General features: G+C 60.8%; 24 protein-coding genes. 6 read left to right on the top strand and 18 right to left on the bottom strand.

What is annotated here, in order from left to right; genetic code table 11:
• Positions 1 to 16 precede the first annotated feature (16 nt).
• Together ggt and ACTIEN_RS02380 are read right to left on the bottom strand one after the other, a co-directional pair.
• The gene (gene ggt, locus ACTIEN_RS02385; protein WP_439521501.1) at positions 17 to 1825 is read right to left on the bottom strand and encodes a gamma-glutamyltransferase; all 1809 of its coding nucleotides are present in this window, start codon (positions 1823 to 1825) and stop codon (positions 17 to 19) included.
• A 103-nt stretch (positions 1826 to 1928) separates the two neighbouring features.
• Entirely contained in the window at positions 1929 to 3041 is a 1113-nt protein-coding gene (locus tag ACTIEN_RS02380; protein ID WP_439521500.1) for an S-(hydroxymethyl)glutathione dehydrogenase/class III alcohol dehydrogenase, read from the bottom strand.
• 87 nt (positions 3042 to 3128) lie between these two features.
• Here ACTIEN_RS02380 and ACTIEN_RS02375 point away from each other — a divergent pair, with 87 nt between their 5' ends.
• Positions 3129 to 3395, top strand: coding sequence for an I78 family peptidase inhibitor (locus ACTIEN_RS02375; protein WP_439521499.1), 267 nt, complete (start codon positions 3129 to 3131; stop codon positions 3393 to 3395).
• Positions 3396 to 3498: 103 nt separating this feature from the next.
• The gene (locus ACTIEN_RS02370; protein ID WP_439521498.1) at positions 3499 to 5166 is read left to right on the top strand and encodes a Y-family DNA polymerase; all 1668 of its coding nucleotides are present in this window, start codon (positions 3499 to 3501) and stop codon (positions 5164 to 5166) included.
• 161 nt (positions 5167 to 5327) lie between these two features.
• Here ACTIEN_RS02370 and ACTIEN_RS02365 read toward each other — a convergent pair whose 3' ends face one another.
• Positions 5328 to 5510 carry a hypothetical protein gene (locus tag ACTIEN_RS02365; protein ID WP_439521497.1) on the bottom strand — a complete coding sequence of 61 codons (183 nt, stop codon included), beginning with the start codon at positions 5508 to 5510 and terminating at the stop codon, positions 5328 to 5330.
• A 280-nt stretch (positions 5511 to 5790) separates the two neighbouring features.
• Here ACTIEN_RS02365 and ACTIEN_RS02360 point away from each other — a divergent pair, with 280 nt between their 5' ends.
• Both ACTIEN_RS02360 and zapE read left to right on the top strand, forming a co-directional pair.
• On the top strand, positions 5791 to 6132 hold the full coding sequence (locus ACTIEN_RS02360) for a DUF2794 domain-containing protein (RefSeq protein WP_439521496.1): 342 nt from the start codon (positions 5791 to 5793) through the stop codon (positions 6130 to 6132).
• A 41-nt stretch (positions 6133 to 6173) separates the two neighbouring features.
• Positions 6174 to 7232 carry a cell division protein ZapE gene (gene zapE, locus ACTIEN_RS02355; RefSeq protein ID WP_439521495.1) on the top strand — a complete coding sequence of 353 codons (1059 nt, stop codon included), beginning with the start codon at positions 6174 to 6176 and terminating at the stop codon, positions 7230 to 7232.
• Between the two features lie 351 nt (positions 7233 to 7583).
• Here zapE and ACTIEN_RS02350 read toward each other — a convergent pair whose 3' ends face one another.
• The 15 genes from ACTIEN_RS02350 to ACTIEN_RS02280 all read right to left on the bottom strand — a co-directional run bounded on the left by ACTIEN_RS02350 (position 7584) and on the right by ACTIEN_RS02280 (position 22263).
• A complete protein-coding gene (locus ACTIEN_RS02350; protein WP_439521494.1) occupies positions 7584 to 8228 on the bottom strand; it encodes a LysM peptidoglycan-binding domain-containing protein in 645 nt (214 codons plus the stop codon).
• Positions 8225 to 8809 carry a rhodanese-like domain-containing protein gene (locus ACTIEN_RS02345; protein WP_439521493.1) on the bottom strand — a complete coding sequence of 195 codons (585 nt, stop codon included), beginning with the start codon at positions 8807 to 8809 and terminating at the stop codon, positions 8225 to 8227. Before ACTIEN_RS02345 ends, ACTIEN_RS02350 begins: the two co-directional genes overlap by 4 nt.
• Positions 8810 to 8915: 106 nt before the next feature.
• On the bottom strand, positions 8916 to 10154 hold the full coding sequence (locus tag ACTIEN_RS02340) for a bifunctional folylpolyglutamate synthase/dihydrofolate synthase (protein WP_439521593.1): 1239 nt from the start codon (positions 10152 to 10154) through the stop codon (positions 8916 to 8918).
• 35 nt (positions 10155 to 10189) lie between these two features.
• Complete coding sequence (gene accD / locus ACTIEN_RS02335) at positions 10190 to 11128, bottom strand: acetyl-CoA carboxylase, carboxyltransferase subunit beta (RefSeq protein WP_439521492.1); 939 nt, start codon at positions 11126 to 11128, stop codon at positions 10190 to 10192.
• A 66-nt stretch (positions 11129 to 11194) separates the two neighbouring features.
• Entirely contained in the window at positions 11195 to 12109 is a 915-nt protein-coding gene (locus ACTIEN_RS02330) for a DMT family transporter (protein WP_439521491.1), read from the bottom strand.
• 83 nt (positions 12110 to 12192) lie between these two features.
• Positions 12193 to 12933: a sulfite exporter TauE/SafE family protein gene (locus ACTIEN_RS02325; protein WP_439521490.1), complete on the bottom strand. Its 741-nt coding sequence runs from the start codon at positions 12931 to 12933 to the stop codon at positions 12193 to 12195.
• Between the two features lie 92 nt (positions 12934 to 13025).
• Positions 13026 to 13403: a hypothetical protein gene (locus ACTIEN_RS02320; RefSeq protein WP_439521489.1), complete on the bottom strand. Its 378-nt coding sequence runs from the start codon at positions 13401 to 13403 to the stop codon at positions 13026 to 13028.
• 10 nt (positions 13404 to 13413) lie between these two features.
• On the bottom strand, positions 13414 to 14187 hold the full coding sequence (locus ACTIEN_RS02315; protein WP_439521488.1) for a DUF6478 family protein: 774 nt from the start codon (positions 14185 to 14187) through the stop codon (positions 13414 to 13416).
• 63 nt (positions 14188 to 14250) lie between these two features.
• Entirely contained in the window at positions 14251 to 14919 is a 669-nt protein-coding gene (locus ACTIEN_RS02310; RefSeq protein WP_439521487.1) for a dihydroxy-acid dehydratase, read from the bottom strand.
• Between the two features lie 17 nt (positions 14920 to 14936).
• Positions 14937 to 16700 (bottom strand): dihydroxy-acid dehydratase, encoded by a 1764-nt coding sequence (gene ilvD / locus ACTIEN_RS02305; protein ID WP_439521486.1) that lies wholly within the window; start codon positions 16698 to 16700, stop codon positions 14937 to 14939.
• A 143-nt stretch (positions 16701 to 16843) separates the two neighbouring features.
• Positions 16844 to 18166: an NAD(P)/FAD-dependent oxidoreductase gene (locus ACTIEN_RS02300; RefSeq protein ID WP_439521485.1), complete on the bottom strand. Its 1323-nt coding sequence runs from the start codon at positions 18164 to 18166 to the stop codon at positions 16844 to 16846.
• Positions 18163 to 18981, bottom strand: coding sequence for an ABC transporter permease (locus tag ACTIEN_RS02295; protein ID WP_439521484.1), 819 nt, complete (start codon positions 18979 to 18981; stop codon positions 18163 to 18165). The genes ACTIEN_RS02300 and ACTIEN_RS02295 overlap by 4 nt, the downstream gene beginning before the upstream one ends.
• Positions 18982 to 19090: 109 nt before the next feature.
• Complete coding sequence (locus ACTIEN_RS02290) at positions 19091 to 19981, bottom strand: ABC transporter permease subunit (protein ID WP_439521483.1); 891 nt, start codon at positions 19979 to 19981, stop codon at positions 19091 to 19093.
• 3 nt (positions 19982 to 19984) lie between these two features.
• Entirely contained in the window at positions 19985 to 21109 is a 1125-nt protein-coding gene (locus ACTIEN_RS02285; protein WP_439521482.1) for an ABC transporter ATP-binding protein, read from the bottom strand.
• Positions 21110 to 21177: 68 nt separating this feature from the next.
• The gene (locus ACTIEN_RS02280; protein ID WP_439521481.1) at positions 21178 to 22263 is read right to left on the bottom strand and encodes a polyamine ABC transporter substrate-binding protein; all 1086 of its coding nucleotides are present in this window, start codon (positions 22261 to 22263) and stop codon (positions 21178 to 21180) included.
• 206 nt (positions 22264 to 22469) lie between these two features.
• On the opposite strand from ACTIEN_RS02280, the gene ACTIEN_RS02275 reads away from it, so the two are divergent.
• Together ACTIEN_RS02275 and ACTIEN_RS02270 are read left to right on the top strand one after the other, a co-directional pair.
• Positions 22470 to 23114 carry a GntR family transcriptional regulator gene (locus tag ACTIEN_RS02275; protein ID WP_439521480.1) on the top strand — a complete coding sequence of 215 codons (645 nt, stop codon included), beginning with the start codon at positions 22470 to 22472 and terminating at the stop codon, positions 23112 to 23114.
• A gap of 64 nt (positions 23115 to 23178) precedes the next feature.
• Complete coding sequence (locus ACTIEN_RS02270) at positions 23179 to 24582, top strand: aspartate aminotransferase family protein (protein WP_439521479.1); 1404 nt, start codon at positions 23179 to 23181, stop codon at positions 24580 to 24582.
• Positions 24583 to 24588 lie beyond the last annotated feature (6 nt).

Here is a 24588-nt window from a genome sequence, read left to right as displayed (position 1 = left end):
CCGCCCCTGTCACACATCATTCGCCAAGTGCAATGCCTTCGCGTCGTGGATCGGCACCGCCGGTCAGGGTGTCCCCCACCGCGATGGCGTGCAGCCCGGAATTCAGCGTGGTGACATTCACCGCGAATCCCAGATCGGTCAGCGCGGTGTCCAGATCGGCGGCGGACGTATCCGCCTCGATGTCATAGGTTCCGAACCGGTTGACGAAATGCGGCATCGCCACCGCCTGCTGCACATCCATGTCCCAGTCGACATGCGCGATGATCGCTTGCGCGACATAGCCGATGATTCGGCTGCCGCCCGGCGATCCGATGACCAGCGACGGCGCGCCACCCCGCATCACGATGGTCGGCGCCATCGACGACCGCGGCCGCTTGCCGGGCTCCAGCCGGTTGGCGATGGGCCGCCCGTCGCTATGGGTGCTGAACGAGAAATCGGTCAGTTCGTTGTTAAGCAGGAACCCCCGCACGAACAGCCGCGAACCGAACCCGTTCTCGATGGTCGTCGTCATCGACAGCGCGTTGCCATAGCTGTCCACGATCGAGATATGCGAGGTCGAGGGCAGTTCGAGGCTGGTATCCGGCGCAAGCTCCATCGCGTGATCCCACTCCGGAGAACCGGGCGCAACTTCGGGCAGCGCGTCATCGCCGCTCAGAAGTTCGCCGCGTTCTTGCAGGTAGGCGGGCGCGACAAGGCCCTGGGTCGGCATCGGGACGTAATCGGTATCAGCCATGTAAAGCCCGCGATCCGCGAAGGCGAGCCGCGACGCATCACCGATCAGCCGCCATGCCTCGGCACTGTCCGGGCCAAGCGCGGCAAGGTCGTAGCCATCCAGCATGCCAAGGATCTGCCCGACGGTCAGCGCACCCGATGACGGCGGCCCCATGCCGCAAACCTCGTGCGCACGGTACGGCACACAGACCGGGTCGCGTTCCTTGACCTCGTAAAGCGCCAGATCGGCGCGGGACAGAACGCCGGGATTGCCTGCCGCGGTGCGCACCGTCGCCACGATATCCGACGCGATGGGGCCGGTGTAGAACACATCCGCGCCTTCCGCAGCGATCTGGCGCAGCGTGTCGGCATAGTCTGGATTGGTCAGCGTCTCCCCTTCACCAATCGCCTCACCGTCCGGAAAGAAATAGTCTTGCGTCGCGCGGAACCGGCCCAGCCGGTCGGCATCGCCAACCACCAATTCGGCAAGGCGTGGCGACACGGTGAACCCGCCCTCGGCCAGGTCGATGGCTTCGGTGAACAGCGACGCCCAGTCGGATCGTCCCCATTTGTCATGGGCTTCCTGCATCAGGGCGGGTGTGCCGGGTGTCCCGACAGATCGTCCCCCGACCACGGCGTCAAAGAAGCCCATGGTTTCCCCATCGTCGGTTTGAAACAGCGTCGGTGTCGCTTCCAATGGCGCGGTTTCGCGCCCGTCCAGCGTGGTCACATCGCCGCTGTTGGCATCGTACCAGACAAGAAACGCACCACCCCCAAGGCCCGAGCTTTGCGGCTCCACCAGACCCAGAACCGCCTGCACGGCGACCATCGCATCCGCCGCTGTGCCACCCTCGCGCAGCACACGCGCGCCAGCCTCGACCGCCATCGGATTGGCGGCGGCCACCATCCAGTCCTCTGCTTCGACAGGGCGACCCGCGCCCTTGAGGATAAGCGCATCGGTTGCGGCCTGCGACAGGCCCCCGAAAGCGGTTGTGGTATCGGTTGCAGCCTCGGGCGCCACCGCGTCGGCGGTCTGCTGCGCCGTGGTGGCGGACGCAACGGCAAACGCAAGCGCCGCCGACAGCGTCAGTGCTGTTCTGGACTGAAACATCATCGTTTTGATCCTCTTCGCTGAATGAACGCGGCCCGTGCGGTAAGACGCCCTCACAGGGGCCGCTTTGACACCGGAGAGGCGTGTCGCCACTCCGGTCCTTCGGTCAGTAAAGCACAACCGACCGGATGCTTTCCCCGGCATGCATGAGGTCGAACCCCTTGTTGATGTCGGACAAAGGCATCGTGTGGGTGATCATCGGGTCAATCTCGATCTTGCCCTCCATGTACCAGTCCACGATCTTCGGCACATCTGTCCGACCGCGTGCGCCGCCAAAGGCGGTGCCTTTCCATGTCCGGCCCGTGACCAGCTGGAACGGACGGGTGGCGATTTCCGCCCCCGCAGGAGCCACGCCGATGATGATGCTTTCGCCCCAGCCCTTGTGTGCGCATTCCAGCGCGTCACGCATGACCTTGACGTTGCCGGTGGCGTCAAACGTGTAATCCGCACCGCCCTTGGTCAGGTTGACCAGATAGGGCACCAGATCGCCCTCGACCTCGTTGGGGTTCACAAAATCCGTCATGCCGAACCGCGTTGCCATCTCGACCTTGTCGGGGTTCAGATCGACACCGACAATCTGGTCCGCACCGGCAAGCCGCAGACCCTGGATGACATTAAGACCAATGCCCCCCAGACCGAACACGATGGCCCGGCTTCCGATCTCGACCTTGGCTGTGTTGATCACCGCACCGATGCCGGTGGTGACACCGCAGCCGATGTAACACACCTTGTCGAAAGGCGCGTCGTCGCGGATCTTGGCCAGCGCGATTTCCGGCAAGACGGTGTGGTTCGAAAACGTCGAACAGCCCATGTAATGCAGGATAGGATCACCGTCCAACGTGCTGAACCGCGATGTCCCGTCCGGCATCACACCCTTGCCCTGCGTTTCGCGGATCGACTGGCAGAGGTTCGTCTTGGGGTGCAGGCAATATTCGCATTCCCGGCATTCCGGCGTGTAAAGCGGGATCACATGATCGCCGGGTTTCAGGCTTGTCACACCTTCACCCACTTCCATGACCACACCTGCGCCTTCGTGGCCAAGAATCGCGGGGAACATGCCTTCGGGATCGGCACCCGACAGGGTGAACTCGTCAGTGTGGCAAATGCCCGTGGCCTTGATCTCGACCAGCACCTCACCGGCGCGGGGGCCATCAAGGTTTACGTCCATGATTTCCAATGGCTTGCCGGCTTGAACGGCAACAGCGGCGCGTGTGCGCATAGCGATCTCCCTCGTTTTCTTTCGAGGAACCTTGCGGGAAAGTGTCTGGTTTGCAAGCATTGGCTTGGATATTCGAAAGGTTTCTCAATGCGTATTTTTTGTGTCCTGGGTGTTTGTTTTGGTCTGGCGGCATGTCAGGAAACCATCGTGGCGGATAAGCCGGTTGAGTCCTGCGGGAGCGAGGAAATGTCCCATCTGATGGGGTTGCCGCGCGCACAGCTGGAAAGCATCGCCTTTTCACAACCCCACCGCATCCTGGGGGAAGACGACGTGATGACGATGGACTACCGGGGCGACCGTGTGAATTTCACGCTGAATGAAAATGACGAGGTCGCGCGCATCTGGTGCGGCTGATCCGGCTTTCACACTTTTGAACGACAAGAGGTTGGTGTGACTCGACTTGCATCTGTTCGGATATATAAAGAACAAAAGTGGAACAAACGCTGCCGCGAGTCTCATGATCAACCGTCGTATCCTGTCCATCTGGTTTCCCCGGCTGGCCGCCGAACGCCATATCCGGCGCGACCCCAATCTTGGGGAAGTGCCCTTTGCCGTGGTGCGCGATGTCGGTCAGGCACAGGTTCTGGCGTCGCTGTCGCCCTTGGCGCAGGCGGCGGGCCTGTACGAAGGCCAGCCCCTGCGCGATGCCCATGCCATGAGTGCCGATCTGCTCACCCGGTTGTCGAACCGCCATGCCGAGGCGGCGTTTCTGGGCGTGCTGCACCGCTGGGCGGGCAAGTTCTCGCCTTGGGTCGCGCGCGAAGAACCCGATGCGCTGGTGGTCGATCTGACCGGCTGTGCGCATCTTTTTGGCGGGGAAGAGCAACTGGCGCTTCAGGTCGAACAGGACTGCACCGATCTGGGGCTGTCGGTTCAGTTGGGCATTGCCGACACGCTGGGCGGCGCCTGGGCGCTGGCGCGGTTCGGTGGCGGGCAGGGGGGCGATCATCACCGAAGCGGCGACGCGATCGACCAGGAGGCGCGCGCCACACGGTCCCGTGCGGGCAAGCGGCGGCACTGGGAACGCGGCGGGGCTGCCCCTTCGGTGACGGTTGCCCCGGCAGCGGGCCGCGCTCGCATCGCCGCGCCGGGCAAGACCTACGCCGCACTTGCCCCGCTGCCCATCGCGGCGCTGCGGCTGGACGATCACACGATGAAACAGTTGGCCCGGCTTGGCCTGCGCCGGGTGAAGGACTTGGTCGATCAACCTCGCGCGGGGCTGGTCCGCCGGTTTGGCCGTGGGCTGGTGGCACGTCTGGATCAGGCGTTGGGCGCGTTGCCCGAACCGGTCAGCCCGGCCCCGCCGCCCGACCGGTTTGCCACGCGGATGAGCCTGCCCGATCCCATCGGCCTCGAGGACGACGTGATGGCCGCCATCGACCGGATGCTGCCCCGTCTTTGCCTGTCGCTGCACAACAAGGGACGCGGGGCGCGTACCCTGCGGTTCGAGGCGTACCGCGCCGATGGCACGATGCAGTGGATGAATGTCACGATGGCCAAACCCTCGGACGACCCCGAGCATATCCGCCCGCTGCTGCGGCTCAAGATCGAGGATCTGGATGCGGGGTACGGCATCGACATGCTGCGGCTCGAAGCGGTGGTTCACGAACCGATCCATTTGCGCACCGCCTCGGGCCATCTAGAGGCGGCAGAGGCGGGGCGCGCGCGGCTGGCGGGTGCGAAGCCCGGATCGCTTGATACGTTGATCGGACGGCTGGGTACGCGACTCGGGATGGAGGCCATCACCCGTGTGCAGCCTGCTGACAGCCACATCCCCGAAAAAACATGGGTCACTGTCGCCGCCGCATGGTCCGAACCGGTCAAGGACTGGCCGCATCGTACCAAGCTGCGCCCGCTCATGATGTGGTCACCAGAGCCGGTGATGGTGGCGGACACCCCCCGCCTGCCTGAAACCTTTCGCTGGCGCGGACGTGACCACACGGTTCACAGCATCCGTGGCCCCGAACGTATCGCACCGGAATGGTGGCTGGACGATCCCGCTTGGCGCAGTGGCCAACGCGATTACTGGGAGGTGATCACAGACAAGGGTCACCGTCTCTGGCTTTTCTACGCACATGGCGCGTCGATGTCGTCGGGATGGTTCTGTCAGGGGGCGTTTGCGTAGGCACGCCGTGTTGGCATGAGCTGTTCCGCATGGCGAATACGCGGCATGTGCAAATGTTTGCAAAGGGTTAAAGGGTCCGTTCCGGTCCCAATGTTTCGCGCGCGAAACAATAGGCCCGAAGCGGACCTTTCCCGCAGGACATGCGATCAACCTGTCGCGCGTCAGCTCTGGTTCGCGCCGCGCATCTGGCGAATGCTGCCACGGATCGCGCGCCAGTTGGCAGCCTCGTCCGTGTTGCCTTCGGCCCTGAACTGTTGTTCCCGCTGGGCAGCTTCGTATTCTGCCTTGTCCCCACGCGCCCGGTACAGCGCATGTGCGATTTCGCTCGCTTTCATGACATCCATGGGATCCTCCTTTGCTTCGACAGCGATGCGGGTGCAAAATCCACCTCCGGACGCGGCATCGGCGGCCGCAGCATCCAGTCCCGTGCTTGTGCATCGGTCATCGCTGTGGGACCGGAACCATACACCTTTCGAGGCGCCGGATCAAATTTCAGGATGCGGCGGGGTGCCCGGCGCAATCGGGGCAGGTCGTGGTTTCCCGGCAGGATCAATTTGCCACGTCGGGGCGGCCTCGTTTTTCAAAACGCTTGATTTCACGCCAGACCTGCACACATCATGAGATATGAACAGTATCACGCCGTTCCCGAAACCCCAGAACGCGCCGGAACAGGTGGCGTTTCACCGGACCGAACTGGGTGTCATCCTGTCGCTCTATGGACGCATGGTGGCTGCGGGGGAATGGCGGGATTACGGGATTTCGACACTGCGCGACGTGGCCGTGTTTTCGGTCTTTCGACGCACGGCGGAAAACCCGCTTTATCGCATTGAAAAACGTCCCAAGCTGCGCAGCCGCCAAGGGCAATATGCGGTGATCGGGATTGATGGTCAGGTGCTCAAACGGGGGAATGACCTGAAGACCGTGTTGCGTGTGCTTGACCGCAAGCTGATCCGGGCAATCGAATAACCCCCCTCCACAAATCCGAAAAGACGCGGTAATCGGCGGACATGCAAACGCTGCCCGAGATATATGCCGCCCGTGTGAAAGATGGTTCCCTGACCCGCGATGCGGCGCAGGAAGAGGCTTTGCCGGAATTCGAACGCATCCGCGCGGCGCTGGCCCAACCGGTCAAGAAAGGCCTGTTTCGCAAAGCGCCCGAACCGCCCAAAGGTCTTTACCTGTGGGGGGGCGTTGGGCGCGGCAAGTCGATGCTGATGGATCTGTTTGTCGAAAGTCTGGACGTGCCGGCGCGGCGGGTTCATTTCCATGCTTTCATGCAGGAAATCCATGCCGCCATTCACAAAGCCCGCCAGCAAGGCGTCGAGGACGCGATCAAACCTGTGGCCAAGTCAGTTGCCGACAGTATCCGGTTGCTGGCTTTCGACGAGATGCACATCACCGATATCACCGATGCCATGATTGTCGGCCGCCTGTTCGAAAAACTGTTCGCAGCGGGCGTTGTGGTGGTTACCACCTCGAACCGGTTTCCGGATGATCTTTACAAGGACGGTCTCAACCGCAAGATTTTCCTGCCGTTCATCGACATGCTGAAAGATCGGATGGTGGTGCATGAACTGGCGTCGCACACAGACTATCGGCAGGATCGTCTGGCCGGGGCGCAGGCGTATTTCACCCCGAACGATGCGCTCGCAAAGGATGCGATCAACCAAATCTGGCAAGACCTGACCCAAGGCGAACAGACCAGTCTGACGCTTCATGTTCAGGGCCGCGAGATCGAGTTGCCGCGCTTTCACAATGGCGTGGCGCGGGCGAAATTCTATGACCTGTGCGGCAAGATGCTGGGTCCGGCGGATTACCTTGCATTGGCCGATGCGGTGCGGGTGCTGATCATCGAGGATGTGCCACGACTGAGCCGCCAGAACTTTAACGAGGCAAAACGGTTCGTCACGCTGATCGACGCATTGTACGAAGCCAAGGTTCGACTGATCCTGTCTGCGGCAGCAGAGCCCGAAATGCTGTATGTCGAAGGCACCGGCACGTTTGAATTCGAACGCACCGCAAGCCGGTTGCGGGAAATGCAGGCCGAGGGGTGGGGCGAGCAGTAGACCAAAAAAAGAGGTCCCGAGGGACCTCTGAGACTGCTCAATAATTTTCGCCTGTGTTCAGGTCCTTGCTATACCTTACGTTGATGGCGCGAGGGGGCGCCGGAGGTTTGGTCGTCTTGGAGTCTGAGGTCGGATTGTGCAGCGGACCCATACGTCCGACGGCCAAAATGGGCCTTGTCGAAACGTTTTTGGATACTTGCCAACACTAAGAAATCCCCCGTTCCGTGTTCGCTTTTCCAGCAAGTCACGAAGCCTGGGAACCTTGTGCCATAGTGATTCGCACCGGTCAACATTTAGCTGAGGTGTTGCGGAACTTTTCTACTGGGGGCACGTTTTTCTAGATGTGGTGGTCTACGGGTTGGGCAGTTTCAAGACCATTCCGGGTTTGAGGCTGTCCGGGCTGACCATGATGTCAGCGTTGTTTCTGAAAAGCTCGGCCGACATGGCCGTGTCGCCGTACAGTTCCTTGGCGATGCTGAGCAAGGTGTCTCCGGGGCGGACGAAATAGACCCCGGTCGACGGCATGCGCACAGGTTCGGATCGGACCTGTTCAACCTCGGTGAGGGTTGGCGATGTTGCCGATGATGGCGTCTTGTTGGCAATGCTGCGTTGCACGACGCTGTGCAAGAGGCTGCCGGGTTGGCCGGGTGCAGGGGCTTCGCCGGTGGTGACGGATTTCAGGTTTGAAATTGCGCTGAACGTCATATCCCGCATGTTGGTGGGGGCATCAGTCTTTGGCGACGGTGTGACTTGCGGCAATGGAGCGGGGGCCGCCACAGCCATGGGCGCTGCGGGTGGGGGTTCAGCGGAGACAGAATCGGTGCTGAGCGGGTCTGCTTCCCGTGTGACGCTTGCGATGTTGTCAGGATCGGTGCTGTTTTGTGCGTGCCGGGGTGAGCCGGGTTGAAACACGACCAGGACAATTGTCAGCGCGATAAACGCGGTGCCCATCAGGGCCATTCGGATCAATCCGCTGTTCTTGGCGTTCTGTGTCATTGTCCCACCGAGATGTTGAGTCCAAGCGCGCTCCAGGTCGAAGCGCCGCCACGGTAATACTTGATCTTGCCCGGCGGATAGCCCGCGCTCAGAAGATGCTGAATTGCGGTGTGGGCACTGCTGTCATCCGGGCCATTGGCGAAGATCACCAAGGTAAAGGCACCTGCAAAGTTCGGAGTGGTGTCGGCATTGCTGACACCGAGGGCAGACAACAGGTCAGTTCGATACGGGTTTTCGGGAAGAAACGTGTCCACCGGGACGTTCACAGCGCCGGGAACCGACCCCGAGGAAAACGTTCCGGGCCTCCGAACATCCACCAATAGACCGGATCCATCGCTGACGGCGTTCTGCAGAAAGCCGATGACCTCAAGCTCTGCCAGGGTATCGACTCCGGCTGCGGCGGTCATGGGCTGGATACAGGAGGACGGGCAGGACGGGCCATTGCGCGACACTGTCATCTGGGCGCCGTTCATGGTGAAGGTGAACGCGGTTGCGTTTTCGGTGATCGCTGCTGACTGCGCAAAAAGGGGGCTGCCTGCAGCAAGGACAGCCGTAACGACGGCGCGCCGAACCAATACCATATTGTCACCTACCCATTCCGCTTTTGCGGACACCGCTCTTTTTTGACGATATATAGGCGATTTTTGGCAATTCGGTCAATATAAAGCGGATCGGTCCAGATTTAGGTCAACCGATCTGGCGAAGGACATGTCCGGCAAGATACAGGGAACCGCAGATCAACACGCGGGCCTGTGGCGCGATTTCCCCGATCTGGCGAAGGGCGGCGTCAAGGTCTTGTGCCTCTTGGGCGGTCAGTCCCACATCGCGCGCGGCTTTTGCGGTATCCCCGGCGCTCAGCGTGTTGGCCTCACCGGGAATGGATATCGCGGTCAGGTGATCCGCCTCGCGTGCCAAGGGGCGCAGATACCCCCGCACGTCTTTGGTGTTGAGCATGCCGCAGACCAGATAGGTGGGCCGCTTGGAAAGGCTGTGCAGATGTGTGGCAAGCGCTTCGCCAGCGGCGGGGTTGTGGCCGCCATCGAGCCAAAGGTCGGCTTGCGGGACCAGATCGTTCAGGGGTGTGCCCTTGATGTGCTGCATCCGCGCGGGCCAGTGGGCGTCCCGGACAGCGCCATCAAACGCCACTTCCGGCATTTCGAGATAGCGCAGTGCCGCGAGTGCTGCGCCTGCGTTCTGGAGCTGATGCGCGCCGGGCAGGTTCGGCAGATCAAGGTCCAGCAGCCCGGTTTCGTCCTGATACACAAGCCGCCCGCGTTCCTCGGTGACATGCCAATGCTGGCCATATGCCAGCAATGGTGCACCAAGGCAGGCCGCCTGCGCTTCGATCACCTCCATCGCGTCCTCGCGCTGCGGGCCGACGATGCAGGGTACGCCGCGCTTGATGATCCCGGCCTTTTCACCCGCGATCCTGGCAAGCGTGTCGCCAAGGTAACCTTCGTGATCCATCGACACCGGGGTGATGATCGTCAGCGCGGGCCGGTCGATCACATTGGTCGCGTCAAGCCGTCCACCCAGACCAACCTCGAGCAGGGTGTGGTCGGCGGGTGTGCGGGCAAAGGCCAGCAGGGCGGCGCAGGTTGTGATTTCGAAATAGGTGATGCTGGCACCGTCATTGGCGCGGTAACATTCGTCCAGCACGTCGGTCAGGTGAGCCTCGCTGATGAGATCGCCAGAAAGGCGGATACGTTCGTGAAACCGCGCCAGATGGGGTGACGTGTAGGCGTGAACGCGTTTGCCTGCGGCTTCGAGCCCGGCGCGGATCATCGCCTGTGTCGATCCCTTGCCGTTGGTTCCTGCGATATGGATGACCGGCGGCAAGCGTGTTTCGGGATGATCAAGTGCCGCCAACAGCGCCCAGACACGATCCAAGGTCAGATCAATGATCTTGGGATGAAGCGCCATCATCCGGTCAAGAATGACGTCCGAACCTGTGGTCTTGGTCACGCTTTTTGGTCTTCGCTTGTGTTTGGCGGTGCGACGGACACCAAATCCGCCGGTCCGGGTGCCGGAAGGTCACCCGCGACGGGGGGCGGCATGTGCATCAGCATGCGGATGATCTGGACCAGTTCATCGCGCATCCTGCGGCGGTCGGTGACACGGTCAAGCATCCCGTGTTCCAGAAGGTATTCGGCGCGCTGGAACCCTTCGGGCAGCTTTTCGCGGATCGTCTGTTCGATCACGCGCGGACCCGCGAAGCAAATAAGCGCGCCCGGCTCTGCGATCTGGATGTCGCCCAGCATGGCATAGGACGCGGTGACGCCGCCTGTGGTCGGATGGGTCAGGACCACGATATAGGGCAGGTTGGCTTCTTTCAGCATCTGTACGGCAACGGTGGTGCGCGGCATTTGCATCAGGCTGAGAATGCCTTCCTGCATTCGTGCGCCACCGGCGGCCGAAAAAATGACAAGCGGGCGATGCAGTTCAACGGCCTTTTCAGCCGCGGCAATGATCGCGTTTCCGACATACATGCCCATCGAGCCGGCCATGAAACTGAAGTCCTGTGCCGCAGCAACGATGGGGGTACGGCCAATGTCGCCAGTGGCGACAAGCATCGCCTCTTTTTCACCTGTGAGCTTTTGCGCGGCGCGCATCCGGTCGGGGTATTTCTTCTGGTCGCGAAAGTGCAGCGGGTCAGCGAGCGGTTCGGGGACGGCAACCTCGGTGAAGATTCCGCCATCAAACAGGCCGGTGAACCGGTCGCGTGGTGTGATGTGCATGTGGTGGCTGCAATTGGTGCAGACATTCAGGTTGTCCGACATTTCCCGGTGGAACAGCATCGTTCCACATTCGTCGCATTTGACCCACAGGTTTTCAGGAAGCTCCCGACGGGAAAAGATCGAGTTGATCCGCGGTCGGACGTAGTTCGTGATCCAGTTCATGCAGTGCGGCTCCCGTCACCCTGTCGTAGCTGGATGTGATCTAAGCCCCGGCGGCGGGAAATGCAATCAACCGTGCGGCGTGAGATTCGAGCGTGCAGGTCCGCGTTTGACGCCCAGTTGACGTTCCCGCCAGATGATCAGAACCCCGGCTCCGATGATGACGATGGAACCGACAATGGTGTGAACCGTCGGGATTTCATCGAAGATGGTGTAGCCGATGATCAACGCAAACAGGATCGACGCATAATCGAACGGAGCAAGCAACGCCGCTTCGGCATGACGGTAGGACGACGTCAGAAAGATTTGCGCCACACCGCCGATCAGGCCCGCCCCGATCAGCTGGGCTGCGGTGGCGGCATCGGGCATGACCCAGCCAAACGGGGATGTCAGCAGCGACAGGCAGGACGAGGTGAGCGCAAAATAGAACACCACCGACGAGGTGGTTTCATGCTGCACCAGTTTGCGGATATGGACATGGGCAAGTGCGCGCAACATGGCCGAGGCCAACGCAAGAACCACACCCCACCGGGCGGCTGTGCCAAGCGCCTGGTTGCCCAGTTGCGGCAGCATCACGATCACCACGCCAATCAACCCGATCGCCACCGCCGACATCCGCACAAGCCGGATTTTCTCGCCAAGGAGGAGCGCCGCAAAGATCACCGTCATGATGGGCGCGGCGTACCCCAGTACGGTCGCCTCCGGGAGGGGCAACAACCCAAGTGCTGCAAAACCGAAGGCCATTGCGCTGATGCCGATAAAGCCGCGCCAGAAATGCCCCGCAGCATTGCGGGTGCGCAGGCCCGTGCTGAGTTGGCGGGTGAGAGCCAGCCAGCAAAGGATCACGGGAATTGCAAAGAACGACCGGAAAAACACCGCCTCGCCAGGGGGGACCACATCAGAGCTTGCCTTGATCAGCGCTGACATGATGACGAAAAGCAAGACGGAGCTGAGCTTCAGCGCCATACCGCGCAGCGAGGACATAGGTTCTCCGGGTCAGGGGTGTCTCTATAACCTGCCTGTGCAGTGCGGGAAGGTCAATTGCACTGCCGTACCTTAAAGCATGTTCAGGTCAACAACACCTCGTACAGTAGTTTGAAAGACACCGCCGCGAGCGCGATCTCGATCAGAAGGAAAAACACGCGCTCGGGCAGAACACGAGAGACAGCAGAGCCGCTCCACGCTCCGGCAAGGGCAAAGGGGGCCAGCCATATCGCCTGGGACGCGCTGTCCCATGTGATCTGGCCAGCAAGGATGAATGGCGGCACCTTGAGAAGATTGACCACCGTAAAGAGGATGGTGGTTGTTCCAAGGTACACCATTTTATCAAGCTTTTGCGGCAACACATACGCCTGATACGGCGGGCCGCCTGCATGTGAGATGTAGCTGGTCACTCCGGTGATGATGCCCCAGAATACCCCGCGTGGCACATCGGCAGGCCGCGGCGGAATTTCCACCTTGGAAAACCGGCGTCGCAATGCTGTCACGAGGTAGAACAGGCCAATAGTCGCCACCAGCAGTTTGACCGCATCCCCCGGAACAGACGCCACAGCCACAAACCCGATCAGAATTCCGCCAATCGCGCCCGGCAGCAGGATCTTGAGGTTCCGCACTGAAAACGCGCGGCGGAAGAGGTAGACCGCGTAGAAATCTGCCACGATGTAGATCGGCAGCAGAAGACCCGCCGCCAACGCGGGATCCATGAACAGTGACATGAGAGGCACGGACAGCAGGGCGATCATGGGCACACCGCCTTTCGACAACCCCATCAGAAAGGCTGCCAGCCCTGCCACGATCCAGTATTCCAAGAAGTGCCTCGTCTGTGTCCATCGGGGGTCAGAGGTCACTTACCGGTCTTGGGAGGCGGGTGCAAAGGGCAGGTCTGATCTGCGGCTTCGGATCAGGCGGTTTCCCGGCAGTGCCGCCGGAATGACCGTTTGAGCATGTCCAGTTCGGCGCGCAGGAGGGACAGTTCGGCGCGAATATCTTCTCCGACAGCGTCGCCTGCAATAATCGAGAAATCACCTAGGGACTGCCCCTGGTTTGCTTCGGAGATCACAAAGGTATGCACACCATCCGCGATCATGTTGGCAGGAACCGGCACTTTCAAAAGCCATGACGCCGGATCGGGCAAAGGTTCGATTGCCACGTCCGGGATTGCCTGATCATGCACCCGCACATCCACTTTCGGGGCAGGGCTGTCATCGGCATCGCCGGCGATCACACCTTCCCAGACACCTTCAAAAAGGCGGGTCTTTGACAGGGAATACGCGGTCATTTTCGGCTCCTCACATCTCGGCCCGCGGGCGGCGGCTGAAGAACAGGTCGCGCAGGACAACCTCGCTCATTTCCGGGTTTTCGAAAATCAGGTCGATCCAGACCTTTTCGACCCGTTTCTCGTTCAGCTTTGTGTAGGCGAGATCAAATTCGACCACCAGTTCCCGATCGTTCAGCGGCAGTTCCCGAACAATCTGTTCGGTGTTGGGGCCGTGCTGAATATTGAGGCGGGCAAAGATTTCCAATGGCCGCTCTAGCTCTACAATCGCGTCGCACCGGATCAGATGCCGCCGCTTCAGGTTGACTGTCGCATCCGGAGGCAGGTCGATCACCAGCGACAGGTAAGAGCCATCGAAGCGGAACACATCCAGACGCAACCCATAGGCCGCCAGATCATCTGCGCTTGTGTTGCGCAGCTGGCGCAGCGTCAGTTCGGACTGGGCGCAATCGTGAAACAGGGTGACTTCGCGTCCCAGCGTGGATTTGTTCGCGACCGAGGAAATGCCCTGCACGGGCAATGGACCACACCAGACTTCGGGTCGCCATGACCAATCGGCATCGTAGGGAATCGGCACCGACTGATTGCCAAGGATCGGCAGGGCAAGCCGTTCATCGGCCACATGGATCAGTTCGTCGAGGTGATATTTGATCCGGCGCGCCGCGGCACGATTGCGGCGCAGGTCGCGCAGGTCAATATCGCGCGCGGTTTCGGCCCATCGGCGGAACCGCCTGAGCGCGGACTGTTGGATGACGCGATCCAGAAGGCCGGGTTTCATCTCCGACATGAGCTGCTCGCTCCTGCTGACATTCTATGTCCGATGCTTTGCTGCGCCGGTTCCCCGAGTGTATTACAGATCGCGCCGTTCAAATAAACGGCCAAGTCTTGCCTCCAACGGATCGGTTTTCGATTGCGACTGTTCTGCAATGCCGGACGAGGACGCCGGAGAATTAGCGCGGATCCGTGAAGAAACCGTGTTCAGGAACGCAGCGCCCTGCGCGCCCAAGAGCGGGCTGCCTTTTGGAGCGTACAGCGTGACACCGATCAGATGCGGACCAAGAACAAACGCGCCGCGCCAGTGGCGGGGATCGCTGCCTTCGAACGCCGTTGCGCCGCCGGTGGCCATTTGACCCACGGCAAGAGCACTGAGTTCCCGGCTTTGCAAAAGTTCGGTTTGCAGCGCCGCCGCAAGGTCCGCCGGTGTCGGCGCGCCAGTGGTGGCACGGTTGACGGTGACGGTCACGAGCACCGGTTCGACAAGTGGGCCATCCGTGCCGCCTGACAGGATGTTGCAACTTGCGAGGGTTGCGAAACCGCGATTTGTATTACTGCGCAATGTCGCGGGATCAATGCAGTAGCCGTCCGGACCGGAAATGAGGATTTGCCCCCGCGCGAGATCTGCTGAGGACAGAAGCGGGGTTGCCGTTGTCGATGCCGTGTCGAGCAAGGACATGCTTCCCGCAGTCTTGATGTCGTCACATCCGGCCAGGTATGCCGCGCCGAACAGCGCGGCAAACAAAGATTTCCGCGCCCGTTTCACAGATCGGAATACACATGTTTTTCGCCTTCGGCACCGGGATGGGTCACGGCACCCTTGTAGGTTGGGCCTACAAGTTCGGCGAATTTCCAGATCGCTCCGGAAGTGTAGATGGTTGGGCGCGGGCCTTTCCAGTCTGCTTTGCGCTGGGCCAGTTCGTCGTCGGACAGGTCGACTGACAAGGCCCCTTTGATCGCGTCAATCGTGATCAGATCGCCATTCCTGAGCAGCGCGATCGGGCCACCCTGTGCCGCTTCGGGGCCGACATGGCCCACGCAGAAGCCACGGGTTGCACCCGAGAAGCGCCCGTCGGTGATGAGCGCCACTTTCTTGCCCATGCCCTGACCGGACAGGGCTGCGGTGGTCGACAGCATCTCGCGCATGCCCGGCCCACCTGCGGGGCCTTCGTTGCGGATGACGATGACTTCGCCTTCTTCGTAGGCGCGATCCTTGACCGCTTCAAAGGCGTCTTCTTCGCATTCGAACACGCGGGCCGGGCCAGTGAAGACCTGACCTTCGGCAGGAATGCCTGCCACCTTCACGATGGCGCCTTCGGGGGCAAGATTGCCCTTGAGGCCGACAACGCCGCCGGTCTTGGTGATCGGAGTCTCGATGGAATAGATGACCTTGCCATCGGCTTCGCGTTCGATCAGGTCAAGCTCTTCACCGATGGTGCGGGTGGAGGCGGTGATGCAATCCTCGTGAATCAGGCCCGCCTTGCGCAGTTCCTTCATCACAACAGGGATGCCGCCGGAATCGTAGAGATCCTTGGCAACATACGCACCGCCCGGTTTCAGATCGACAAAGTAAGGTGTGTCGCGGAAGATGTCGCAAACGTCCTCGAGGTAGAACTCGATCCCCGCCTCGTGCGCGATGGCGGGAAGGTGTAGACCGGCATTGGTCGACCCACCAGTGCAGGCCACGACGCGCGCGGCGTTTTCCAGCGCCTTGCGGGTAACCACGTCACGGGCGCGGATGTTCTGTTCCACGAGGTCCATGACGGCGCGCCCCGACGCTTCGCCATAGGCATCGCGGGATTCATAAGGCGCGGGCATGCCGGACGAATTGAAAAGCGCAAGGCCAATCGCCTCGGACACGCAGGCCATGGTGTTGGCCGTGAACTGACCACCGCAGGCACCCGCCGAGGGACAGGCCACGCGTTCCAGCATGTCGAGCGCCTTGTCCGACATCTCGTTGTTCTGGTGACGACCCACGGCTTCGAACATGTCCTGAACGGTCAGGTCGCGGGTTCGGAAATCCTCGGGGATTTCGTCAACCTGCGGCGCACGCCCCGGAAGGATCGAGCCGCCATAGATGAAGACTGACGGCACGTTCAGACGCACCATCGCCATCATCATGCCCGGCAACGACTTGTCACACCCGGCAAGGCCGACAACCGCGTCATAGCAATGGCCGCGCATGGTGAGTTCGACCGTGTCGGCAATCGCTTCGCGTGAGGCGAGCGAGGAGCGCATGCCCTCGTGCCCCATGGCGATACCGTCGGTCACGGTGATCGTGGTGAATTCGCGCGGTGTGCCGTAAGCTTGTTTGACACCCATCTTCACGGCTTGCGCCTGACGGTTCAGCGCGATGTTACAGGGGGCCGCTTCGTTCCAGCAGGTCGCCACACCAACCAGCGGCTGGTGGATTTCTTCCTCGGTCATGCCCATCGCGTAGTAGTACGACCGATGCGGCGCGCGCTCTGGCCCTTCGGTCACATGGCGGCTGGGCAATTTCGACTTGTCGAATGAACGCTTGAGCATGACGCTCCTCCCTGAGTTCGTGGTTACAGTTGGAATAACGAACGGGGCAGGGCGGCACAAGAGAGAGGGGCGGTTTCAAGCCATTTCAGAATAGCTTGGGACGCGGTTATGAAACCGCGTGGCGACCCCTTTGGAAAGGCGGTCTACCGATCCCAGAACGCGGCAGCCGCATAGGCCGGCGCCAGAAGCGTTCGACGCATTGCCCCGAGCGGAAAGCGTTTCGGTGTGCTGGTGATGAATTCCGGCAGCGGACCCTGCGGCGCGCGCCCGATCACGGTGTCGGCCAGTCGCGCGCCCAGATAGCTTCCCATTGCGACGCCATTGCCATGATAGCCCATCGCGGCAAAAACGCCGGGCATGTCGGGAACCGCCCCTGCAAACGGCGTGAGGCTGCGCATCATGCACACCAGACCGGACCATTCATGGGTGATCCCGACCGCGTGCCATTCAGGGAACATCTGGCAAAAATCAGCGCGGATCTTGCGGGATAGTGCCGCTTCGGCCCCCGGTGTGGCACGCAACCCGCCGCGCATGCCAAAGAGGAACCGCCCGTCAGGCATCAGGCGGAAGTAGTGCAGAAGGATGCGGGTGTCGTAGCACATCTGGGCGCTTGACCAACCCTGGCGGGCTTGCTCGTCTTTCGTGATCTCTCGGGTGACGATGATGGTGGATTGCACCGGCAGGTAACGGGCGCGCAGCCATTCGGGGATGTCTTCCGAGGAATATCCGTTGGTGGCAAGAATGACCTTGTTCGCCGTGATCGCGCCCTGTGGGGTGGTCACGCGCCACTTCGCCCCGCTTTGGGTGAGCGCGGTAGCGGGGCTTTGACCGAAGCTGCGCACGCCGCTTTTGTGCGCGGTTCGGACAAGACCGGCGTGGTATTGGGCGGGGTTCAGTGCAAATCCGATGGGCAGGGTCATGCCACCGTGGAACGTGCCGCCCAATCCAAGTTGGCGCAATTCGTCTGGTGCGAACAGTTCTGGTGGAACGCCGTAGGTCGCTTCGGTTTCTGCCGCATGTGCCCGGATGTCCTGCATGGCTTTGGGTGTGTGGGCCAGTAGGGTCTCGCCCTGCGAATGGCGATCTGCGTCGATCCGGTTGTCCGACAGCAGCGCCTCAACATGATCGACGGCGGCGCGTTCGGTCTTGTGCCACGCTGCGCGTTGGTCTTGCCCGAACCGTCGGCCGATGACGCCGCTGCCGAGTTTGGACCCACCGAGACAACAGAACCCGCCATTGCGCCCGGATGCGCCCCAGCCGGGCTGTTCAGCGTCGATCACGGTCACGGCCACCCCGGACCGAGCCAGGGCAAGTGCCGCGTTCAACCCGGTGAAGCCGCCGCCGATCACGGCGACCTCTGTGCTGTGATCGCCCTTTAACGACGGCTGATCCGCCGGCGGCGTCGTGTCCCGCCACCAGCAGGTTGCCGGCGTTGCGTAAGCCGCGCCTTCGTAGATGCGTTTCATGCAGGGCGTTCGGCCATGCGTTCGTCGCGCGCCTGTCGGACCGCCGCCTGCTTGGTGATGAGCGACGCGGTGATCACCCCGACGGTGACAATCGCGATCATGATGGTCGAGAGCGCGTTGATTTCCGGGCTGACACCAAGGCGCACGGCCGAGAAGATCTTGATCGGAAGGGTCGTGGCCGAGGGACCGGTGGTGAAGCTGGCGATGACGAGATCATCCAGCGACAGGGTGAAGGCCAGGAGCCAGCCCGAGATCACGGCAGGTGCGATGATGGGGAGCGTCACAAGCCGAAACGCCTCGAACGGAGAACAACCAAGGTCAAGTGCGGCTTCTTCGAGCGACTGGTCAAAAGAGACAAGGCGTGACGAGACGACGACCGAAACGTAGCACATCGAGAACGTGGTGTGCGCCAGCACGATGGTCAGAACGCCGCGATCAAGTCCAATGCCAATGAAGAGCAGCAACAGCGACAGGCCGGTGATCACCTCTGGCATCACCAAAGGCGCGTAGATCATACCCGAGAACAACGTGCGCCCCGAGAACCGGCCGGCCCGGACCAGCACATAGGCGGCCATGGTGCCAAGGACAGTGGCAATAGTGGAGCTCATCACGGCGACTTTGATGGTTACCCAAGCGGCGTTCAGGAATTCCTCGTTGCGGAACAACTCACCATACCATTGGGTGGAGAACCCGGCCCAGACCGTCACCAGTTTTGAAGCGTTGAAGCTGTAGATCACGAGAATGATCATGGGCATGTAGAGAAACGCAAACCCGAGCGTGAGGGAGGTCGCGTTGAACCAGGAAAAGCGTTTCATGATGCGCCCCCGACAATTTCGTCGCGCTTTGCGCGCCGACACATTGGGGGGCCAGCCCCCCAAACCCCCCGAGGTATTTCAAGCCCAAAGAAGCAGGAAACGGCGTGTCTCATCCTTCGGCCTCGCGCTGTTTCTGTTCATTGCGCTGGAACAGGATGATCGGGATCACGAGGATCAGCAGCAGGATCACCGCCACCGCCGAGGCGACGGGCCAATCGCGGTTGGAGAAGAATTCCTCCCACAGCACCTTGCCGATCATCAGCGTACCGGACCCACCCAGCAGTGACGGGATCACGAATTCCCCGATCACCGGGATGAAGACCAGAAAACAGCCCGCGATGATGCCATTTTTGGACAGCGGAATCGTGACGAGCCAGAAGGCCGACAGGCGCGAACAGCCGAGGTCTTCGGCGGCTTCCAGCAGGCTGTCATCCATGCGTTCAAGCGCGGAATAGATCGGCAGGATCATGAAGGGCAGGTAGGTGTAGACGATGCCGATATAGACGGCGATATTGGTGTTGAGGATCGTCAGGGGGTCGTTGATCACGCCAAGCCAGAGCAGGAATTGGTTCAAGAGCCCTTCATTGGCAAGAATGCCCATCCACGCATAGACGCGGATCAGGAAACTGGTCCAGAATGGCAGAATCACCAGCATCAAGAGCGTTGGCCGCCATTCCGGGGCGGAGCGCGCCATGGCATAGGCGATGGGATAGCCCACCAGAAGCGTCATCACTGTTGAGATCAGTGCGATTTGCAGCGAGCTGAGATAGGCTTTCCAATACAGATCATCGGTTGTGAGAAACCAGAAGTTTTCGAGATCGAGCGCGGCAAAGAAGGATTTGATCCCCTCCCATCCGGCGGAAAAATCGAGCTGCGGCATGTAAGGCGGGCGCGCCAGGGCCACGTCCGACAGAGCGATCTTGAAAACGATCACAAACGGGATCAGGAACAGCGCGACCAGCCACAGATACGGCACCGCGATGAGGATGAGGCGGCGCATTCGCTAGCGCTCCAACAGGACACCGGCGGTGTCTGTCCAGCTAAGCCAAACGGGGTCTTCCCAGGTGATCTGGCGCCGCGACAGGCGTCGTGTGTTGGCGGTTTGCGCCTTGATCACATTGCCGGTCGGCAGTTCGACATGATAGGTGGAGATGTTGCCGAGATAGGCAATGTCGAGAACCTTGCCCTGCACCTTGTTGGGGGCGTCCTGCGGTTCATCCGGACTGATGGAGACCTTTTCGGGACGGATGGCGAAATGGATTTCCTGCCCGGCGTCGAAGCGTGTTGCGGTGGTGCCAAGGATGTCTGGCTGCCCTTCGGCCCATTGGATGGCGACCTTTTCACCAATTGGCTTGGCGCGGCCCGAGATGATGTTCACGTCACCGATGAAGTCAGCAACGTAGACGGAATTGGGCGCTTCGTAAATTTGCGCGGGCGTGGCGACCTGAATGATCTGGCCTTCGTCCATCACGGCGACGCGGCTTGCCACGGTCATTGCTTCTTCCTGATCGTGGGTCACGATTACAAAGGTGGTGCCGGTCTTTTCCTGAATGTCCATCAACTCGAACTGGGTGTCCTGGCGCAGTTTCTTGTCAAGCGCGCCGAGTGGTTCATCGAGAAGGAGAAGTTTGGGGGCTTTGGCTAGAGAGCGGGCAAGTGCCACGCGCTGACGCTGGCCGCCGGAAATCTGGTGCGGTTTGCGTTTGGCGAATTTGCTCAGGCGCGTGAGGCGGAGCATTTCTTCGACACGGGCATTGATCTTGTCAGTGTCCTTGCCTTCGCGTTTCAGGCCAAAGGCGATGTTTTCATAGACGCTCAGGTGCGGAAAAAGCGCGTAGGACTGGAACATCATGTTCACGGCGCGCTTGTTGGGCGGGACCTTTGCCATGTCCTGACCGGCGATCAGGATCTGACCTTCTGTTGCCTGATCAAAGCCGGCGAGCATGCGCATCATCGTGGTCTTGCCACAGCCGGACGGGCCAAGCAGGGCAAAGAACTCTTTTTCGAAAATGTCCTGGGTCAGATTGTCGATCGCGGTGAAATCACCGAACCGCTTGGTGACATTGCGAAACTGGATAAGCGGTTTTTCGTTGGGATCTTCCCACGGCGCAAAAACGGTTTGGGACACTTCGGGCACCTCCGAGCCAGGACGTTTACCCGGCGAGACACTCCCGCCGGGTAAGAAAGCACATTGGGTCAGGTGCCCGACTTGACCTTTGTCCACATCCGCGTCAGCGACCGCTGTTCGCGCGGCGGGAACGGGGTTGTGGTGTAGAGCTTTTCAAGCGTCGCCTCGTCCGGATAGATCGCCGGATCACCGATCACATCCTCGACCAGGTGTTCCTGCGACGCCTTGTTGCCGTTGGCGTAATAGACATAGTTCGACGCCGCAGCCATGTTCTGCGCGTCCATGATGAAATTCAGGAACTGATGCGCGCCATCCGGGTTCGGTGCGTCGACCGGGATCGCCATCTGGTCAAACCACATCAAGGCCCCTTCGACGGGGGCATTATAGGCGATTTCGACGCCGTTGTCGGCTTCCGCAGCACGGTCACGCGCCTGAAGAATGTCGCCGGACCAACCGAATGCCACGCAGATGTCACCATTGGCCAGTGCGTTGATGTATTCCGAACTATGGAATTTCAGAATGTGGGGACGTACCGCCATCAACACTTCTTCGGCAGCGGCAAGCGCTTCGTCATCCTTGCGATCCGGGTCGAGCCCTGCATAGGTCAGCGCGGCCGGAATCATTTCGGTCGGCGCATCCAGAACATGCACGCCGCATTCGGCCAGCTTTTCCATGTTCGCGGGATCAAAGATCAGGTCCAGCGACCGCATCGGCGCATCCGCACCCAGCACTTCCGTCACTTTGCCGACATTCACGCCAAGGCCCGTGGTGCCCCACATGTAGTTGATCGAATACTCGTTGCTGGGGTCGTATTGTTCGGTCCGCTTTTCGATGACTTCCCACATGTTGTCGAGGTTCGGCAGCTTGGAGGCGTCCAGCTTCTGGAACGCGCCCGCCTGGATCTGGCGTTGCAGGAATGTGCCGGTTGGCACCACGACGTCATAGCCCGAGCCCCCGGCCAGCATCTTGGTTTCCAGCAGTTCGTTGCTGTCGAACACGTCATAGATGAGGTCGATCCCGGTTTCTTCCTCGAATTTCGCGAGCAGCTCTTCGTCGATGTAGTCAGACCAGTTATAGACGCGCACTTCGTCTGCGGTGGCGACGGACGCCAAAAGTGCGGCACCTGCGGTCAAGGTCAGCAGATGGGTTTTCATGAAAGTCTCCCGTTGATCCCGGGGCACTTGCGGCCCCGTGCATTTGAATTTGATCAAATCTTGCCCGATCTGGCAATAGCTGTCATGTTTTCACGCTCGGAATGAACGTGCAAGATGACTTGTCATGGGCCGCCTATTGGGCATTGTGCCTAAAGCGGCGGCAGTTTGTGAGGAGTGGGATGACCGGTCGGACATCAGTGAAACCTATGACCGAAATTGTGCGTCTTCCCGCACATGAACTGGTGTATCGTCAATTGCGCGATCAGGTTCTGTTCGGAGAACTCGAGCCGGGGCAGCCCGTCACAATCCAGGGATTGACCGAAGCGCTGGGTGTCGGAATGACCCCGGTGCGTGAGGCGTTGCGTCGACTGACGGCGGAAGGGGCGCTCGAATTCCTGGGCAATCGCCGAATCGCTGTTCCGGTACTGGATGCACAGGCGGTCGGAGAGTTGACCATTGCGCGCAGGGCGCTTGAGCCGGAATTGGCGCGTCGTGCTGCCCAACGTGCGACCCCAGAGGACGTGGCGCGCCTGACAGAGATCGACATGCGGTTGGATGCGGCGATCCGGCGAGGCGATGTACATCGGTATCTTGTCGAAAACCATCATTTTCACGTTGATCTGAACGGTCTGGCGCAGGCTCCGATCCTGACGGAAATGGTGGACAGGCTGTGGTTGCGCTTTGGTCCGTCGCTGCGGGTTGTGTGTGGTCAGTTCGGGACACGAAACCTGCCGGATCGGCACAAGGATGTTCTTGCGGCGCTGGTGACGCGGGATGGCGACGCCGCGGCGATTGCCATGGAAAGCGACGTCGCGCAGGGAATGGATCAAATCCGTCAGGGTCTGGTCTGATTCGATTGACTTGGAATAATTTGATCATATTTTGGCGGCAACCTGTTTGAAAGGATCTGTCCCCATGGCTTTGATCACCAACCACATGCCCACATCCGAATTGCAGGCGCTTGACGCCGCGCATCACATGCACCCTTTCACCCACGGTGCAGGGCTGGCCGAGAAAGGCGCCCGCGTGATCACGCGGGCGGATGGCGTGTGGCTCAATGACAGCGACGGCAACCGCATTCTGGATGCGATGGCGGGGCTGTGGTGCGTGAATATCGGCTATGGCCGCAAGGAACTGGCACAGGCAGCAGCCCGTCAGATGGAAGAGCTTCCGTATTACAACACGTTTTTCCAGACGACCCATGTTCCAGCCATCGCGCTGTCCCAAAAACTGGCCGAGTTGGCGCCGGAAGGTTTCAACCAGGTCTTCTTTGCCGGATCCGGTTCCGAGGCGAACGACACAAACCTGCGGCTGGTGCGGACCTACTGGGCGACCAAGGGCCAGCCCGACCGCAACATCGTGATTTCCCGATGGAATGCCTATCATGGATCTTCGGTCGGGTCGGGAAGCCTTGGCGGCATGAAGGGCATGCACATGCAGGGCGGCCTGCCGATCCCGAATATTCACCACATCGACCAGCCGGACTGGTGGTCCGAAGGTGGCGACATGACTCCCGAGGAATTCGGCCTTGAACGTGCGCGCCAACTTGAGGCGGCCATCGAAGAACTGGGCCCGGATCGCGTGGCCGCCTTCATCGCGGAACCGGTGCAGGGTGCCGGTGGCGTGATCGTGCCGCCGGAAACCTACTGGCCGGAAATCCAGCGCATCGTCGACAAGTATGGCATCCTGCTGATCGCGGATGAAGTGATCTGCGGCTTTGGCCGTACCGGCAACTGGTTCGGCAGCCAGACGATGAACATCCGTCCGCACATCCTGACCATCGCCAAGGGGTTGTCGTCGGGCTACCAGCCGATTGGCGGGTCGATCATCTGTGACGAGGTGGCCGAGGTGATCAACTCGGTCGAATTCAACCACGGGTACACCTATTCCGGACACCCGGTGGCCAGCGCGGTGGCGTTGGAGAACCTTCGTATTCTGGACGAAGAGGGCATCGTGACACGCGTTCGGGAAAAGACGGCACCCTATCTGCAACAAAAGTTCGAAAGCCTGACCGACCATCCATTGGTGGGTGAAGCCAGGATCGTTGGCATGATGGGGTCGCTTGCGCTCACTCCGGACAAAGATGCGCGCGCGGCGTTTGAGGCGGATGCCGGGACTGTCGGGTTCATCTGTCGCGAACGGTGCTTCGCCAACAACCTCGTCATGCGCCATGTCGGCGACCGGATGATCATTTCACCGCCGCTTGTGATTTCGCATGAAGAGATCGACATGTTGATTGCGCGGGCGTGGCAGTCGCTGGATGAGTGTCATGCGAAGTTGAAGGAAGACGGTCTGATGAAGGCCCGCGTGTCCAGCTAGGCGCCA

It is taken from the genome of Marivita sp. (genome assembly GCF_051859345.1).
Taxonomy (GTDB): Bacteria; Pseudomonadota; Alphaproteobacteria; order Rhodobacterales; family Rhodobacteraceae; genus Marivita.
This window is presented reverse-complemented; position numbering and strand designations above follow the sequence as displayed.